This is a genomic window from Streptomyces sp. NPDC002676 (genome assembly GCF_053592455.1).
Genome location: NZ_JBSFVT010000015.1, coordinates 93,375 through 108,384, shown reverse-complemented (window position 1 = coordinate 108,384; position 15,010 = coordinate 93,375). Strand labels below are relative to the sequence as shown.

Below are 15,010 nucleotides of genomic sequence, written 5' to 3'. Positions count from 1 at the left end.
CGCTGGTCCCTCGCGGCGCAGCCGCCCCGAACGGCGCGGCGTGGCGGCCAACGCCTGCTCGGTCAGCGGGAAATCCAACAGTGCCAGGGGACAGTCGACTTCCTGTAGGTCCGTTCTCCCGTAGGTCGGTTTTCATGGACCTGAACACCATCACCGAAGTAATCCGGCGACCGTCCGAGCGGCCAGGCATGGACTGGCACGAGGGCGACGCCTGGCTCGCAGGCGGAACATGGCTCTATTCCACGGAGCAGCCGGACCTGCGACGGCTGATCGACCTGACGGCGTTGCGTTGGGAGCCTCTTGTTCCGACGGACGGGGGCCTGGAGATCAGCGCCACATGCACTATTCGCGAGCTGTACGCCTTCCCATGGCCAAAGGACTGGACCGCCGGAATCCTCTTCCGGAAGAGCTGTGAGGCATTCCTGTCCTCGTTCAAGGTCTGGAACGCGGCGACCGTCGGCGGAAACATCTGCATGTCCTTGCCCGCCGGCCCGATGATCACGTTGACGGTCGCGCTGGAGGCGCAGTACGAACTATGGGCGCCCGATGGCTCCGTGCGCTTCGTCGACGCCCTCGATTTCGTCACGGGTGACCACCGCAACGTTCTCGCCCCCGGCGAGATCCTCCGGCGCATCACCATTCCGGAGCACGCGCTGCGCAAACGCACCGCGCACCGTCGCTTCACACTGACCCGGCTCGGCCGTTCGACGGTGTTCCTCGTCGGCACGCAACGGCTGGGAGCAAGTGACCTGATGCTCACCGTCACCGCCGGCACCACGCGGCCGGTCCGCATCGTCTTCGACTCCCTGCCCGATGTCCGAACCCTGCGGCAGAGCATCGACGCCGTGCCGGCCGACGTCTGGTTCGCTGATCCCAACGGGACCCCTGACCACCGCCGGCATCTGACACGGCACTTCGCCGAAGAGATCTGCCGTGAACTCACCGCTGGGGACCTGGCATGAGCTACATCGTGAACGGCAGGGAATTCGACCGGGAACCGGCCCCCGGCCAGTGCCTGCGCACCTTCCTGCGCGAACTCGGCCACTTCGGCGTCAAGAAGGGGTGCGACGCGGGCGACTGCGGCGCCTGCACGGTGTGGCTGGACGGCGCACCGGTACACAGCTGCATCACCCCCGCGTTCCGCGCGGACGGCCGGCAGGTGACCACGATCGAGGGCCTTGGACGGCCCGGCGCCCTGCATCCCATGCAGCGGCAGTTCGAGGACGCCCCGGGGTTCCAGTGCGGTTTCTGCACCGCAGGGATGATCATGACGTCGGCGACCTTCACCGAGGACCAGAAGGCCGATCTGCCACGGGCGTTGAAGGGCAACCTCTGCCGCTGCACCGGCTACCGGGCGATCGAGGATGCCGTGAAGGGCGTCCGTGCGGTGGAGACGGCAGCACCGGGCAAGGCCGTCGGGACGAGCGTCGGCGCGCCCGCGGGCCACGATGTGGTGACGGGTCACGCCGAGTTCACCATGGACACGCACATCGACGGCATGCTGCACCTCAAGGTGCTGCACTCACCCCACGCGCACGCCCGGATCCTCTCGATCGACAAGAGCGCCGCCCTCGCGGCGCCCGGCGTGCACCGGGTCTACACCTGGGAAGACGTACCCCGCAGACGTTTCACCACGGCGATCCACACCGACCACCTGGTCGACCCGGACGACACCTACATCCTCGACGACACGGTCCGCTTCGCCGGCCAGCGCGTCGCCGCGGTCCTGGCCGACACGGTCGGGGCGGCCGAGGAGGGCTGCCGGCGTCTCGCGGTCGAGTACGAGGTGCTGCCGGCGGTGTTCGACCCCGAGGCGGCGATGGCCGACGGCGCACCCCAGCTGCACGGTTCCGACGATCCGTTCGTCCGCGACCCCGTCCACAACATCCTTGTCGAACTCCACTCGCACATCGGCGACGTCGACGCGGGATTCGCCGCGGCCGACGTGATCCACGAAGGCACGTACTTCACACCGCGGGTGCAGCACGCACATCTGGAAACTCACGGTTCCATCGCCTGGATGGAGGACGGCCGGCTGAACGTCCGCACCAGTTCACAGTCACCGTCGATCGCGAAGGTCAAACTGGAATACCTGTTCGCGCTGCGCCCGGACCAGCTGAGGGTGTTCTGCAAACGCGTCGGCGGCGGATTCGGCGGCAAGCAGGAGGTGATCTCGGAGGACCTGGTCGCGCTCGCCACCCTGGACACCGGGCGGCCCACCTGTCTCGAGTACACCCGTGAGGAGGAGTTCACCACGGCCTCGCCGCGACATCCGATGACCCTGACGGTCAAGCTCGGCGCGAAGGCCGACGGAACGCTCACCGCCTTCCAGGTACGCAACGTGTCGAACACGGGCGCCTACGGCAACCACGGCGGCGAAACGGTGTACGCGGGCGGAGCCGCCGTCATGATCTACCGCTGCCCCAACAAGAAGTACGACGCGTACTCCGTCTACACGAACACCGTGCCGAGCGGGGCGCTGCGAGGCTACGGGATGACGCAGCCGGCGTTCGCCGTGGAGTCGGCGATGGACGAACTGGCCCGCGCCCTTCACCTCGACCCGCTGGAACTGCGCCGCCGCAACATCGTTCGGCCGGGTGAGCCCCTGGTCGCCATGCACGACGGCCCCGACGACGTGATCTTCACCGAGGACGGACTCGCCAGGTGCATCGACCTGGTGGGCGACGCCCTGGCCCGTACGGCCGACCGGCCGCCTCCCGGCCCCGAGTGGCTCGTCGGAGCCGGCGTGGCGAGTTCCCTGCACGAGACCGCACCCCCGACGGAACACCTCTCCGAGGCCTGGGTCACGCTGGGCGACGATCTCATCTACGAACTGGCCGTCGGAACCGCCGAGTTCGGGGAGGGAACCTCCACGGCCCATGTCCAGATCGCAGCCAACCAGCTGGGCACGACGCCGTCGCGGATCCGTCTGGTGCAGTCCGACACCGACCGCACGGGATTCGACACCGGCGCCTTCGCGAGCGCGGGCCTCTTCGTGGCGGGCAACGCGGTCCTGCGGGCGGCCAATGCGGTGCGCGACCGCATCCTGGAATTCGCCGCGGCGCACACGGGCGTCCATGTCGTGATGTGCACGATGGACGACGACGGGGTCGTCTGCGGGGACCGGCGGGTATCGCTGGCCGAACTTGTCGCGCTGGCCCGCACACGTGGAATCCGCTTCACCGCCGCACGCAAGGCATACGGCTCGCCCCGAAGCGTCACCTCCAACACGCAGGGGTTCCGCGTCGCCGTACACCGCGTGACGGGCGAGATACGGATCCTGTACAGCGTGCAGGCCGCGGACGCCGGGGTGATCATCAACCCGGCGCAGGTCCGGGGGCAGATAGAAGGCGGTGTCGCCCAGGGAATCGGCTTCGCGCTGACCGAGAACCACCACGTCGACGACAGCGGCGTCATGGTCAACCCGAACCTCCGCAACTACCGCATCCCCACCTACGCCGACATCCCCCGTACCGAGGTGCTCCTGGTGGGCTCGGCGGATTCGGTGGGGCCCATGCGGGCCAAGGGGATGGCCGAGTGCTGTATCAACCCGGTGGCCCCCGCGCTCGCGAACGCGGTGCATGACGCCACGGGCGTCCGCTACCGGGCGCTGCCGCTGACTCCGGAACGCATTTACGGCCGACTCCCCGCGGAGCAGTCGGTGTCGGCAGGTTGAGCCACCATGAACACCGGAAAGAACATAGCTGCCGCGGCGACGGCGATCATCGGCCAGAAGGTCCTGCCCGGGATGGAGCGCGAGTTCGAGTCGTGGCAGAAGGACCTCAACACCGCGGCCTCCTACTACCCCGGTTTCCTCGGCGCCGAGATCTCACCGCCGACACCGCTGCAACCCGACTGGGTCGTCGTGTACCGGTTCGACTCGGTGGCGCATCTGCAGGCGTGGATCAACAGCGCGACCAGGCAGACGTATCTCGAAGTCGGCGCCAAGTACTTCGACGGTCCGGCGACCCAGCAGGTGGTCAGCAGCGGCACGCAGTCATTGGATCCGCTGGTCACCGTGGTGGTCAGCCACCGCGTCCACCCGGACCAGGTCGACGAGTTCCTCGCCTGGCAGCACCACATGGTCGAGGAGGAGAGCAAGTTCGAGGGGTTTCGCGGGACCGAGCTCTTCCGCCCGATCGAGGGGCTCCAGGAGGAATGGACCACGCTGTACCGCTACGACAGCGCCGAGCACCTCGACGCCTGGCTGACGTCGCCCCAGCGGCAGGAGATCCTGGCCGAGGGCGAGAAGTTCAGCGACTTCAAACTGCGTACGATCGACAACTCGTTCGGCAGTTGGTTCGCCTTCGAGGGCAACGGCAAGGAGGCACCGCCGCCGCCCTCCGAGACCAGGACCTCCCTCGCCATCTGGGTCGGCCTGTACCCGACCGTCGTGCTGCTGACGCTCGCTCTGTCCCCGCTGCACATGCGGCTCTGGATCGGCCTGCTGGTGGGCAACCTGCTGTCGAGTTTCATCATGAGCTTCCTGACCATGCCCTACTACGTGAACCCGCTGCTCGGGCGATGGCTGCGGCCACCGCCGGACGAACCGGCGGCAAGGAGCAACCTCCGCGGCCTCGGTGTCGTCGCGGTGGCGATAGCCCTCTGGGCTGTCGTCTTCTACCTCGTCACGGTCCGGTTCTGGACGCTGCCCTGACCGGCGAGCAGCGCCTCGGTGGGATGGAGATGGCCGGTCAGCCGCCTCGCCGGTCAGGGAGCCAGCACCCGGGCCCGGCAGGCCGAGGGTGTGCCCCAGGAGGTGCGCAGTGCGCGGGCCTTGCGGATCCAGAGGGACAGGTCCAGTTCCTCGGTGTAGCCGAGGGCACCGTGCAGGTGCAGGGCGGTGCGCGCCGCGGCGTACGCGGCCTCGCAGGCGGAGACCTTCGCCGCGGCGATCTCGCGCCCGCACCCGTCGTCACCCCGCCCCAGCGCCAACGCGGCGGCGTGGACCATCGGTTGGGCGAACTCCAGGGCGATGAGCGTGTCGGCCAGCCGGTGCTTGACCGCCTGGAACGAGCCGATGGCGACCCCGAACTGCCTGCGCTGCCGGGCGTATTCGACGGTCCGGTCCAGCAGGGCGCGGCCCAGTCCGAGGGCCTGTGCGGCTGTGGCCAGCGCCGCGACCTCGGCGGCGTGCGCGGCTGCGGCGGCGACGGCCGGCCCCTGGGCCAGTACGGTGCCGCCGAGCGGGCGGGCAGGCCGCCGGGCCGGGTCGAGCGAGCGCTGTACAGGGCCGTGCGCCTCGGCCAGGCGCAGGATGTCGCCCTCGACGACGAACACCGCATCGGCGGCGCCGGCGTCCAGGGCGTATGGGCTGTCCAGGGCGTAGGGGCCGGCGGGGGAGAGCAGGCACAGGGAGCCGACGGCCTTGCCGACGGCGATCCCCGGCAACCAGGCGGCGGCCGGCACCGTCTCACCCAGACGGTCCAGGAGAGCCGCTGCCGCGACCGTCTCCACCAGTGGCCCCGGCATCGCGTGGCGGCCCAACTCCACGAAGGCAACGGCCAGTTCGACCGGCAGTGCGCCCAGGCCGTCGTACTGCTCCGGTACCGCGAGTGCGAACACCCCGGCCTCGGCCAGCCGGGTCCACAGGGCGCGTCCGGGCCCGGTGTCCCCGGTCGCCCAGGAGCGGACGACGGCCGGGGTGCCCGCCGCCGTCAGCAGGGCGTCCAGCGAGCGGGCGAAGTCGCGCTGCTCGTCGTCGAGGAGGAACCGCATCACCGGCGTCCCTTCGGCAGGCCGAGCAGCCGCTCGGCGATGATGTCGCGCTGGATCTCGTTGGTGCCCGCGTAGAGGGGGCCGGCCAGCGAGAAGACGTAGCCCTCGGCCCAGCCGCCGTGCGCGGGCGCGTCCCCGGCGTCGTCGGCGAGGTCGCCGTAGGGGCCGAGCAGGTCGAGGGCGGTCTCGTGCAGGGCGAGGTCCAGCTCGGACCAGAAGACCTTGTTGAGGCTCGACTCAGCGCCGATCGAACCTCCCGCCTCCAGCCGCGATGCGCCCGCGTAGGCGAACAGCTGGTAGGCGCGGGCGCCGATCACCGCGTCGGCGACCCGGTCGCGCAGGGCGGTGTCGGACGGGTCCGCAGCGGACCGCCACAGGGCCGTGAGCCGGTCGGCGGCGGCGGTGAACCGGCCGGGGCTGCGCAGGGTGAGCCCGCGCTCGTTGCCCGCCGTGCTCATCGCGACCCGCCAGCCCTGCCCGGGCTCGCCGATGACGTCCTCGTCGGGCACGAACACCTCGTCCAGGAAGAGTTCGGCGAAGGCGGGCTTGCCGTCGAGCCGCCCGATGGGCCGTACTGTCACGCCCTCCGCGTCCAGCGGGAACATGAGGTACGTCAGACCCCGGTGCGGCCGGTCCGCGTCCGGATCGCTGCGGAACAGTCCGAAGGCACGGTCGGCGAACGCCGCCCGCGACGACCAGGTCTTCTGGCCGCTGAGCAGCCAGCCCCCGTGCGTGCGTACGGCCGTGGAGCGCAGCGAGGCGAGGTCGGAGCCCGACTCCGGCTCGGACCAGGCCTGGGCCCAGATCACCTCGCCGCTCGCCATGGACGGCAGGACGCGGGCGCACTGCTCCGGCGTGCCGTGCTCGAAGAGGGTGGGCGCGAGGAGGTTGATGCCGTTCTGGCTGACCCGGCCCGGCGCACCGGCCGCGTAGTACTCCTCCTCGAACATCAGCCACTCGAAGCTGGTGGCCGCACGGCCACCGTACTCCTCGGGCCAGGAGACCACCGACCAGCCGTCGGCGAACAGGGTGCGCTCCCAGTCCCGGTGGGCCGCGAAGCCCTCCGCCGTCTCCAGCGACGGCAGGGGGGTGCCGGGCACATGGGTGGCGAGCCAGGCGCGGGCCTCGGCGCGGAAGGCGTCCTCGGCGGCGGAGAAGTCGAGGTCCATCAGGCGCCCGCCTCCCTGGTGCGGAGTGGCTCCGTGGGTGCGGTGCGGGCAGCGGACATCCGCTCTCCTTCCCTAACAAGTGTTTGGTAGGTTAACCTAACGGGCCGTCAGCCGTCGAGAGCCGTCCGGAGCCGCTCTCGGCCTGCCGAAGGAGGCCCGCCCCGTGACCACGCCCCCGCCGCCCTACGTCCCCGGCCACGCCCTCCTTCATGGCCGTACCGCCGTGGTCACCGCCGCCGCGGGCGCCGGCATCGGTGGCGCGACCGCCCGCCGGCTGCTGGAGGAAGGCGCCCGCGTCGTGCTCTCCGACGCCCACGCGCGCAGGCTCAAGGAGTCGGAGGCGGCGCTGGCCGCGGAGTTCGGCGCGGACCGCGTCGCCGCACTGCCCTGCGATGTCACCGACGAGGACCAGGTCAGCGCACTCTTCGACCTCGTCGAGGAGCGGCACGGGCGCCTGGACGTCGTCGTCAACAACGCCGGACTCGGCGGCACCGCCGACCTGGTCGAGATGACCGACGAGCAGTGGGACAAGGTCCTCGACGTCACCCTGGGCGGTACCTTCCGCTGCACCCGCGCCGCGCTGCGCCGGATGAAGGCGGCGGGCAGCGGGGGCGTCATCGTCAACAACGCCTCGGTGATCGGCTGGCGGGCACAGAAGGGCCAGGCACATTACGCCGCCGCCAAGGCCGGGGTCATGGCCCTCACCCGCTGCGCCGCCGTCGAGGCCGCGGAGTACGGGGTGCGGGTCAACGCCGTCTCGCCCAGCCTCGCCATGCACCCGCACCTGGTGAAGGTCACCACGCCGGAACTCCTGGCGGAACTGACCGCCCGCGAGGCGTTCGGCCGCTGGGCCGAGCCGTGGGAGGTGGCCAACGTCATCGTCTTCCTGGCCAGCGGCTACTCCTCGTACCTGACCGGCGAGGTCCTGTCCGTCAGCAGCCAGCACGCCTGAGGCGAGAATGATCCGGTGCCGAACAAGAGCAGCAAGAAGACCATGGCCCCCGGCCCCTCGCCCGAGCGGCGCGAGGAACTGCTGGCGACCGCCGCCGAGGTGTTCGCAGCGCAGGGCTACAAGGCCACCACCGTCCGCGAGATCGCGGACGCCGCCGGGATGCTCGCGGGCAGCCTCTACTACCACTTCGACTCCAAGGAGTCGATGCTCGACCAGATCCTCTCGACCTTCCTGAACGAGCTGTGGGACCGCTACGACGCCGTACTCGCCTCCGGGCTCGGCCCCAGGGAGACGATCGAAGCCCTTGTCACCGAGTCCTTCCGGGAGATCGGCCGGCACCGTGCCGCGGTCGCCATCTACCAGAAGGAGTCCAAGCACCTGGTGAACCAGCCGCGTTTCCACTACCTCGCCGACTCGCAGGCCAGGTTCGAGAAGGCGTGGCTGGGAACCCTGGAGCGTGGAGTGGCCGCCGAGGTCTTCCGCGCCGACCTCGACGTCCGGCTCACCTACCGCTTCGTGCGCGACACCGTGTGGGTCGCCGCGTCCTGGTACCGGCCGGGCGGACAGCACAGCCCGGAGGAGATCGCCCGCCAGTACCTGTCGATGGTGCTGGAGGGCATCGCCCTGCGCGAATGACACCGCAGCAACCACCGAGCCCCCAAGGAGTGGCCATGGCCGAGGCATACATCGTCGAAGCCGTACGCACGCCGGTCGGCAAGCGCGGCGGCGGGCTCGCCGCCGTCCACCCGGCCGATCTCGGCGCCCACGTGCTGACGGCGCTGATGGAGCGCTCGGGCGTCGACCCGGCCGCCGTCGAGGACGTCGTCTTCGGCTGCCTGGACGCCGTCGGCCCGCACGCCGGTGACATCGCCCGTACCTCCTGGCTGGCCGCCGGGCTGCCCGAGGAGGTGCCGGGGGTGACGGTGGACCGCCAGTGCGGCTCCTCCCAGCAGGCCCTGCACTTCGCCGCGCAGGGCGTGCTCTCGGGCACCCAGGACCTGGTGGTCGCGGGCGGTGTGCAGAACATGTCGATGATCCCCATCGCCTTCGCCAGCCGCCAGGCCGCCGTACCCCTCGGGCTCACCCAGGGCCCCTACGCCGGCTCCGAGGGCTGGCGGGCCCGCTACGGCGACCGGCCGGTCGACCAGTTCACCGGCGCCGAGATGATCGCCGAGAAGTGGGGCATCTCCCGCCGGGACATGGAGGAGTTCGCGCTCCGCTCCCACCGACGGGCCGTCCGCGCCGCCGACGAGGGCCGCTTCGACCGCGAACTCGTCCCCTACGGCGACGTGACCGCCGACGAGGGCCCCCGCCGCGACACCACGCTGGAGAAGATGGCGGGCCTGAAGCCGGTGGTCGAAGGCGGCCGGCTGACCGCCGCCGTCTCCTCCCAGGTCTCCGACGGCGCCTCCGCCCTGTTGCTCGCGAGCGAACGAGCCGTAAGGGAGCACGGATTGACGCCCCGCGCCCGCATACACCATCTCTCGGTGCGCGGTGAGGACCCCATCCGGATGCTGTCCGCGCCGATCCCGGCGACGGCGTACGCCCTGAAGAAGGCCGGGATGACCCTCGACGCCATCGACCTCGTGGAGATCAACGAGGCCTTCGCCTCCGTGGTGCTCGCCTGGCTGAAGGAGACCGGCGCCGATCCGGAGAAGGTCAACGTCAACGGCGGCGCCATCGCCCTCGGCCACCCCCTGGGTGCCACCGGCACCAAGCTCATGACCACGCTGCTGCACGAACTGGAGCGCACCGGCGGACGCTACGGCCTGCAGACCATGTGCGAGGGCGGCGGCCAGGCCAACGTCACCATCGTCGAACGGCTCTGACGGGACCGGACCCGCGGCTCTGCTCGGCCGGAGGAAGGCCACGAAGCGTCGACCGGGCCTCCGTCATGATCCTGTCGACGAGTTCCGCACAGGACGGCAGATCGTCGATCAGCCCGGCGACCTGGCCGGAGGCCATCACGCCGAGGTCGGTCCGGCCCTCGACCATCGACGCCCTGAGCAGCATGGGGGTGTTGGCGGCCAGCAGGACCTGGCTCCACGTCAGTTGCCTGCCGTGCTTCATCGCCCGGCCGTCGCGGACCAGTTGCGCCCAGCTCATGCCGGACAGCCCCTTGAAGGACGCTGCGTGACGTACGGCGCGCAGCAAGGCGGTTGCCCGGCCCGAGCGTTCGAGGGAGTCGACCAGCTCGGTGCGCAGCATCCGGTGGGGCAGGCCGTCGACCTTGGTCGTGACGGTGACGTCGTCGACCGTGGCCGCAAGGTACCGGGCCTTGACCGCGTCGGGGACGGCGCTGTCGGAGGTGAGCAGGAAGCGGGTGCCCATGGCGACCCCGGCGGCGCCGTAGGCGAGCGCGGCGACCAGGCCGCGGCCGTCGTGGAAGCCGCCGGCCGCGACGACCGGGATGTCCACCGCGTCGACCACCTGGGGGAGCAGGACGGTGGTGGCGACCTTCCCGGTGTGCCCGCCGCCCTCCCCGCCCTGCACCACCACCGCGTCGGCGCCCCACGCGGCGACCTTCTCGGCGTGCCGGCGGGCGCCGATGGACGGGATGACGACGACGCCGGCGTCCTTGAGCCGGGCGATCAGCTCCCGGGAGGGCGCGAGCGCGAACGAGGCGACCTTCACGCCCTCCTCGATGATGATCCGCACCCGCTCGGCCGCATCCGCGGCGTCCGCCCGCAGATTGACCCCGAAGGGCGCGTCGGTACGGGACTTGACCTCGCGGACGGCGGAACGGAGTTGCTCGGTCGTCATGGTGGCCGAGGCGAGGATCCCGAGCGCGCCCGCATCGGCGGTGGCCGACACCAGGCGGGGACCGGCCACCCAGCCCATGCCCGTCTGCACGATGGGGTGCCGTACGCCGACGAGTTCCGTCAGTGGGGTGGTGATCGCGAGGTCGTTCACGCGGGCACCTCGCGGTCGCGCAGCGCCTTCGGGTCGATGACCTCGCGGATCAGCCGCAGTTCTTCGGCGGTGGGTTGCCGGGTGTACGGCACCTCGTCCGGGACGGTGAGCGGGAATCCGGTGGCTTCGACGACCTGCTCGACCGTGACCGCGGGGTGCAGGGAGCGCAGCCGCATCGTCCGGTCGGGCGTGCGGAAGTCGAAGACGCCCAGGTCGCTGACGACGTCCGCGATCCGGTGGAAGCGAGCCGCGGAGGGACCGGCCGCGGCGGCTCGGTCGTAGCCGACGCCGCAGACCAGGTCCACCCGCTCGACGAACACCCGCTTCGAGTGCCGTGGAACCCAGTAACTGGTCGGATTGTTGAGGGTGTTGACCGGGGCGCCGCGCACGCCCAGCAGTTGCCGGGTGGGCCGGTTCCAGTCGCCGATGCAGGAGATGTTCTGGTTGCCGTACCGGTCGAGCTGACTGGCGCCCATCATCACGTGCCGCCGCCCGGTCGCGACCAGGGCCAGGTGCTGCCGGTACGGCAGCCAGCCCTCGACCACCTCGGGCTCGGCACCGATCGCCGGGACGTCGCCGACCAGCAGTGCCTCGCCGTCGGTCAGCAGCAGCTCGGGGGAGAAGGTCAGCTTCGCCAGCCGGGCGCCGATCGCAGGGACGGTGCCCATCGGGCCGGCCAGAACCTCCCCCGCATCCCGCCAGACCTCGGCGCAGGCCACCACGCAGTACTCGGCGCGCGTCGCCATCGTTGTCGTACGGGTGTCGCTCATGCCGCTGCTTCCTCCTCGTGGAACGCCGCCACCGCGGCCTGGTACGCGTCCTCGTCGTCGGACAGGAACCGCTCGGCGAAGGCTTGCCAGGCCTCCGGGTCGCGGGCGGCACGTACGTAGGCGCGCTGGAACGCCTCGTCGCGGTCGTGGTCGGGGACGCAGGAGGTGAAATGGGCGCCGTTCGGTGTCTCCACGACGCCGTTCACGAACGCGCGCCTGACCAGCAGGGTTTGTGGCCCGGCGTCCTTGAGCAGGTCCGCGCTGTCCACGATCCGCTCGCAGGAGACGTACGCCGCGTCGGCGGCCTCGCAGAACAGATCGTCGAAGTAGGGGTCGGGGCCGAGATATTGGGCGTTGCCGTGCCTGTCCGCGCGGTTGAGGTGCACCAGCGCGGCGTCCAGGCGCAGCGCGGGGACGGCGACGAGTTCCTCGCCGTCCTCGTACGGCGAACGCACGGTCCGCAGGCGGGGGTTGACCTTCATCACGTCCGAGCCGAGGCCGGCCCGGATCGGCATGAAGGGAAGCCGGTGCGCTGCCGCGGTCAGTCCCCACATGACCATGGCCTCGTCCAGTTCCACCAGTTCCAGCGCGCCGCGCTGCCGGGCCGCCGTGAAGTGCGGTTCCAGGGGAACGGAGTCGAGGGTGGCGAAGGCCGCGACCAGGGTGCGGATCTTCCCGGCGGCTGCCAGCAGTCCCACGTCCGGGCCGCCGTAGGAGACGACGGTCAGGTCGGTGACGTCCGAGCGCAGCAGCGCCCGCACCAGCGCCATCGGCTTGCGCCGCGAACCCCAGCCGCCGATGCCGAGCGTCATGCCGCTGTCGAGCCGGCCGACGACCTCGTCGGCGGTCATCGTCTTGTCCCTGCTCACGGCTGCTGCTCCTGTTCCGTGCCGAAGGCGTCCCGGTCCGTACCGAAGGTGTCGCGGATGCGGTCGGCGAGGCCGCTGAGGTTGGCCTCGAAGGTGAAGCCCTGCTCGAAGCGGTAGCTGCGGCGCACGTCGACGGGGTCGATGCCGTTGATCGCCGCCTTGGCCAGGCGGAGCAGAGCTCCGTCCTTGGCGGCAATCTCGCGGGCCAACTCCAAGGCTGCCGCATTGAGTTGATCTCGCGGCACCACGCGCCACACCGAGCCGTACCGGTGCAGCTCCTCGGCGCTGACGGTGCGTGAGGTGTAGTACAGGGCGCGCATCAGGTGCTGGGGTACCAGCCGGGCGAGGTGGGTGGCCGCACCGAGGGCGCCCCGGTCCAGCTCGGGCAGGCCGAAGGCCGCGTCGTCGGCGGCGACGATCGCGTCGGCGTTCCCCACCAGTCCGATGCCGCCGCCCAGACAGAAGCCCTGCACGGCGGCGACCACCGGGACCTCGCAGTCGTACACCGCGGCGAACGCCTCGTAGCAGCCGCGGTTGGCGCCGATGAGGGCCTCGTGCCCGGCTGTGCGCTGCAACTCCTTGATGTCGACCCCGGCGTTGAAGCCGCGGCCCTCGGCGGCGAGCACCACACACCGCACCTTCGGGTCGGTGCCGGCGGCGCGCACGGAGGCGGCCAGTTCGTGCCAGCCTTGCACGGGAAGGGCGTTGACCGGCGGGAAGTCCACGGTGACGACGGCGATGCCCTGTTCTGGAACGGAGGTGGAGACACTCATGGGCAGATCAGCTACCTTTCCACCAAACGTTTGTTAGGCGAGAAGGTAGCAGCGGAGTGCGCACTGCGGGAGGTGCCCTTTGGCGGCGATCATCGATCTCACCGGACGCGTCACGGTCGTCACCGGCGGAACCCGGGGCGTCGGCGCCGGCATCGCCCGGGCGTTCCTGGAGGCCGGCGCGGACGTCGTGACCTGCGCCCGACGGCCCCCGGTCGAGCCCGTCGAGGCGGCCGGCCGCACGGCCCGCTTCCTCCCCGCCGACCTGCGCGACGCCGATGCGAGCGGCGCCTTCTTCGAGCGCGTACGGGACGAGTACGGACGCCTCGACACCCTCGTCAACAACGCCGGGGGCACTCCCTTCCGGCTTCTCGCCGAGGGTGGAGCCGAACGGCACGCCCGGGTCGTGGAGTTGAACCTCCTCGCCCCCCTCACCGCATCGCTCGCCGCGTACGAGCTGATGCGCGGTCAGAACGGCGGCGGGTCGATCGTGATGATCGGCAGCGTCAGCGGAACGCGCCCGTCACCGGGCAGCGCGGCCTACGGCGCGGCCAAGGCCGGCCTGGACAGCCTCGCCCGCTCCATGGCCGTGGAATGGGCGCCGCGGGTGCGGGTCAACACGGTCGTCCCCGGCATGGTGCGCACCGAACTGTCGCACCTGCACTACGGGGACGAGGACGGCATCAACGCCGTCGGACGCACCGTCCCGCTCGGCCGCCTCGCCGCGCCCGCCGACGTCGGCGACGCCTGCGTCTTCCTCGCCTCCGACCGCGCCGCCTACATCAGCGGGGCGAGCCTGCACGTCCACGGCGGAGGGGAGCGCCCGGCCTTCCTCGACGTCGCCGGCGTCAACAAGTAGCACGCCCCGCGACACCGGACGAGAGCACCCGACGAAAGGACTCCCCCCCATGACCGGACTGTGCACCGGACGCGTGGCCGTCGTCACCGGCGCGGGCCGCGGCCTGGGCCGCGCCCACGCCCTCGCCTTCGCCGCCGAGGGAGCCAGGGTTGTCGTCAACGACCTCGGCGTCGGCCTCGACGGCACGGGCCCGGCCGCCGGACCGGCTCAGCAGGTCGTCGACGAGATCCGCGCGCTCGGCGGCGAGGCGGTCGCGCACGGAGGCGACATCGCCACCACCGAGGGCGCTGCCTCACTCATCCGCACCGCCCTGGAGACCTACGGCCGCCTGGACACCCTGGTCAACAACGCCGGGTTCCTGCGCGACCGCATGCTCGTCAACCTCGACGAGGACGCCTGGGACGCGGTCGTGCGCGTCCACCTCAAAGGCCACTTCCTGCCGCTCAGGCACGCCGCCGCGCACTGGCGGGCCGAGGCGAAGGCGGGTCGCAGGCCCGAGGCCCGGGTGGTCAACACCAGCTCCGGCGCCGGGCTTGTGGGCAGCGTCGGCCAGGGCAACTACTCCGCCGCCAAAGCCGGGATCGTCGGCCTGACCCTCGTCGCCGCCGCCGAACTGGGCCGCTACGGCGTCCAGGTCAACGCCGTCGCCCCGGCCGCCCGGACCCGGATGACCGAGCGGACCTTCGCCGAGACCATGGCCGCCCCGGCGGACGGGGGCTTCGACGCCATGGCCCCGGAGAACGTCTCCCCGCTCGTGGTCTGGCTCGGCTCCGCCGCCTCCGCAGGGGTGACGGGCCGGGTCTTCGAGTCCGAGGGCGGCCGGATCACCGTCATGGAGGGCTGGCGCCCGGGCCCCACCACCGACAAGGGCGTCCGCTGGACCCCGGCGGAGGCGGGCGAGGCGACGCTGAAACTCCTCGCCGAGGCGCAGCCCGCGCAGCCGGTCTACGGCGCGCAGTAGCCTTCGACGATCCGTGGGCGATGACTCCG

Annotated in this window: 14 protein-coding genes; 8 read left to right on the top strand and 6 right to left on the bottom strand. The window is 71.3% G+C overall.

Annotation, left to right across the window (positions count from 1 at the left end; translation table 11 throughout):
• The first annotated feature begins 134 nt into the window (after positions 1 to 134).
• Genes ACWD3E_RS31800 through ACWD3E_RS31790 form a run of 3 tightly spaced genes read left to right on the top strand, consistent with a single transcriptional unit; the run spans position 135 to position 4,657 of the window.
• Positions 135 to 962 carry an FAD binding domain-containing protein gene (locus ACWD3E_RS31800; protein WP_451390994.1) on the top strand — a complete coding sequence of 276 codons (828 nt, stop codon included), beginning with the start codon at positions 135 to 137 and terminating at the stop codon, positions 960 to 962.
• Positions 959 to 3,676 (top strand): molybdopterin-dependent oxidoreductase, encoded by a 2,718-nt coding sequence (locus ACWD3E_RS31795; RefSeq protein ID WP_451390993.1) that lies wholly within the window; start codon positions 959 to 961, stop codon positions 3,674 to 3,676. The genes ACWD3E_RS31800 and ACWD3E_RS31795 overlap by 4 nt, the downstream gene beginning before the upstream one ends.
• Positions 3,677 to 3,682: 6 nt before the next feature.
• Positions 3,683 to 4,657: an antibiotic biosynthesis monooxygenase gene (locus ACWD3E_RS31790; RefSeq protein ID WP_451390992.1), complete on the top strand. Its 975-nt coding sequence runs from the start codon at positions 3,683 to 3,685 to the stop codon at positions 4,655 to 4,657.
• 53 nt (positions 4,658 to 4,710) lie between these two features.
• On the opposite strand, the gene ACWD3E_RS31785 is transcribed toward ACWD3E_RS31790, so the two are convergent.
• Both ACWD3E_RS31785 and ACWD3E_RS31780 read right to left on the bottom strand, forming a co-directional pair.
• Positions 4,711 to 5,718: an acyl-CoA dehydrogenase family protein gene (locus ACWD3E_RS31785; protein WP_451390991.1), complete on the bottom strand. Its 1,008-nt coding sequence runs from the start codon at positions 5,716 to 5,718 to the stop codon at positions 4,711 to 4,713.
• Complete coding sequence (locus tag ACWD3E_RS31780) at positions 5,718 to 6,887, bottom strand: acyl-CoA dehydrogenase family protein (RefSeq protein ID WP_451390990.1); 1,170 nt, start codon at positions 6,885 to 6,887, stop codon at positions 5,718 to 5,720. The genes ACWD3E_RS31785 and ACWD3E_RS31780 overlap by 1 nt, the downstream gene beginning before the upstream one ends.
• Positions 6,888 to 7,050: 163 nt before the next feature.
• On the opposite strand from ACWD3E_RS31780, the gene ACWD3E_RS31775 reads away from it, so the two are divergent.
• The 3 genes from ACWD3E_RS31775 to ACWD3E_RS31765 are packed head-to-tail and all read left to right on the top strand — an operon-like array spanning position 7,051 to position 9,668.
• Positions 7,051 to 7,839: an SDR family oxidoreductase gene (locus ACWD3E_RS31775; RefSeq protein WP_451390989.1), complete on the top strand. Its 789-nt coding sequence runs from the start codon at positions 7,051 to 7,053 to the stop codon at positions 7,837 to 7,839.
• A gap of 42 nt (positions 7,840 to 7,881) precedes the next feature.
• Positions 7,882 to 8,475, top strand: a complete 594-nt coding sequence (locus ACWD3E_RS31770; protein ID WP_451391073.1) for a TetR/AcrR family transcriptional regulator — start codon at positions 7,882 to 7,884, stop codon at positions 8,473 to 8,475.
• Between the two features lie 35 nt (positions 8,476 to 8,510).
• The gene (locus ACWD3E_RS31765) at positions 8,511 to 9,668 is read left to right on the top strand and encodes an acetyl-CoA C-acetyltransferase (protein ID WP_451390988.1); all 1,158 of its coding nucleotides are present in this window, start codon (positions 8,511 to 8,513) and stop codon (positions 9,666 to 9,668) included.
• Here ACWD3E_RS31765 and ACWD3E_RS31760 read toward each other — a convergent pair.
• The 4 genes from ACWD3E_RS31760 to ACWD3E_RS31745 are packed head-to-tail and all read right to left on the bottom strand — an operon-like array spanning position 9,646 to position 13,164.
• Positions 9,646 to 10,737 (bottom strand): NAD(P)H-dependent flavin oxidoreductase, encoded by a 1,092-nt coding sequence (locus tag ACWD3E_RS31760; RefSeq protein ID WP_451391072.1) that lies wholly within the window; start codon positions 10,735 to 10,737, stop codon positions 9,646 to 9,648. The two genes, ACWD3E_RS31765 and ACWD3E_RS31760, sit on opposite strands and share 23 nt — an antisense overlap.
• Positions 10,738 to 10,748: 11 nt before the next feature.
• Positions 10,749 to 11,522, bottom strand: a complete 774-nt coding sequence (locus ACWD3E_RS31755) for a CoA-transferase subunit beta (RefSeq protein WP_451390987.1) — start codon at positions 11,520 to 11,522, stop codon at positions 10,749 to 10,751.
• Positions 11,519 to 12,373, bottom strand: coding sequence for a CoA transferase subunit A (locus tag ACWD3E_RS31750; protein WP_451391071.1), 855 nt, complete (start codon positions 12,371 to 12,373; stop codon positions 11,519 to 11,521). Before ACWD3E_RS31750 ends, ACWD3E_RS31755 begins: the two co-directional genes overlap by 4 nt.
• Before the next feature lie 14 nt (positions 12,374 to 12,387).
• Complete coding sequence (locus ACWD3E_RS31745; protein WP_451390986.1) at positions 12,388 to 13,164, bottom strand: enoyl-CoA hydratase family protein; 777 nt, start codon at positions 13,162 to 13,164, stop codon at positions 12,388 to 12,390.
• 79 nt (positions 13,165 to 13,243) lie between these two features.
• Between ACWD3E_RS31745 and ACWD3E_RS31740 the strand changes: the two genes are divergently transcribed.
• Together ACWD3E_RS31740 and ACWD3E_RS31735 are read left to right on the top strand one after the other, a co-directional pair.
• Entirely contained in the window at positions 13,244 to 14,020 is a 777-nt protein-coding gene (locus ACWD3E_RS31740; protein WP_451390985.1) for an SDR family oxidoreductase, read from the top strand.
• A gap of 49 nt (positions 14,021 to 14,069) precedes the next feature.
• The gene (locus tag ACWD3E_RS31735; protein WP_451390984.1) at positions 14,070 to 14,981 is read left to right on the top strand and encodes an SDR family oxidoreductase; all 912 of its coding nucleotides are present in this window, start codon (positions 14,070 to 14,072) and stop codon (positions 14,979 to 14,981) included.
• Positions 14,982 to 15,010 lie beyond the last annotated feature (29 nt).

Excerpts from the sequence above, each read along its gene's own strand:
- ACWD3E_RS31800 (WP_451390994.1), top strand. The coding sequence starts at position 135 with ATGGACCTGAACACCATCACCGAAGTAATCCGGCGACCGTCCGAGCGG.
- ACWD3E_RS31795 (WP_451390993.1), top strand. The coding sequence starts at position 959 with ATGAGCTACATCGTGAACGGCAGGGAATTCGACCGGGAACCGGCCCCC.
- ACWD3E_RS31790 (WP_451390992.1), top strand. The coding sequence starts at position 3,683 with ATGAACACCGGAAAGAACATAGCTGCCGCGGCGACGGCGATCATCGGC.
- ACWD3E_RS31785 (WP_451390991.1), bottom strand. The coding sequence starts at position 5,718 with ATGCGGTTCCTCCTCGACGACGAGCAGCGCGACTTCGCCCGCTCGCTG.
- ACWD3E_RS31780 (WP_451390990.1), bottom strand. The coding sequence starts at position 6,887 with ATGGACCTCGACTTCTCCGCCGCCGAGGACGCCTTCCGCGCCGAGGCC.
- ACWD3E_RS31770 (WP_451391073.1), top strand. The coding sequence starts at position 7,882 with ATGGCCCCCGGCCCCTCGCCCGAGCGGCGCGAGGAACTGCTGGCGACC.
- ACWD3E_RS31765 (WP_451390988.1), top strand. The coding sequence starts at position 8,511 with ATGGCCGAGGCATACATCGTCGAAGCCGTACGCACGCCGGTCGGCAAG.
- ACWD3E_RS31755 (WP_451390987.1), bottom strand. The coding sequence starts at position 11,522 with ATGAGCGACACCCGTACGACAACGATGGCGACGCGCGCCGAGTACTGC.
- ACWD3E_RS31750 (WP_451391071.1), bottom strand. The coding sequence starts at position 12,373 with ATGACCGCCGACGAGGTCGTCGGCCGGCTCGACAGCGGCATGACGCTC.
- ACWD3E_RS31745 (WP_451390986.1), bottom strand. The coding sequence starts at position 13,164 with ATGAGTGTCTCCACCTCCGTTCCAGAACAGGGCATCGCCGTCGTCACC.
- ACWD3E_RS31735 (WP_451390984.1), top strand. The coding sequence starts at position 14,070 with ATGACCGGACTGTGCACCGGACGCGTGGCCGTCGTCACCGGCGCGGGC.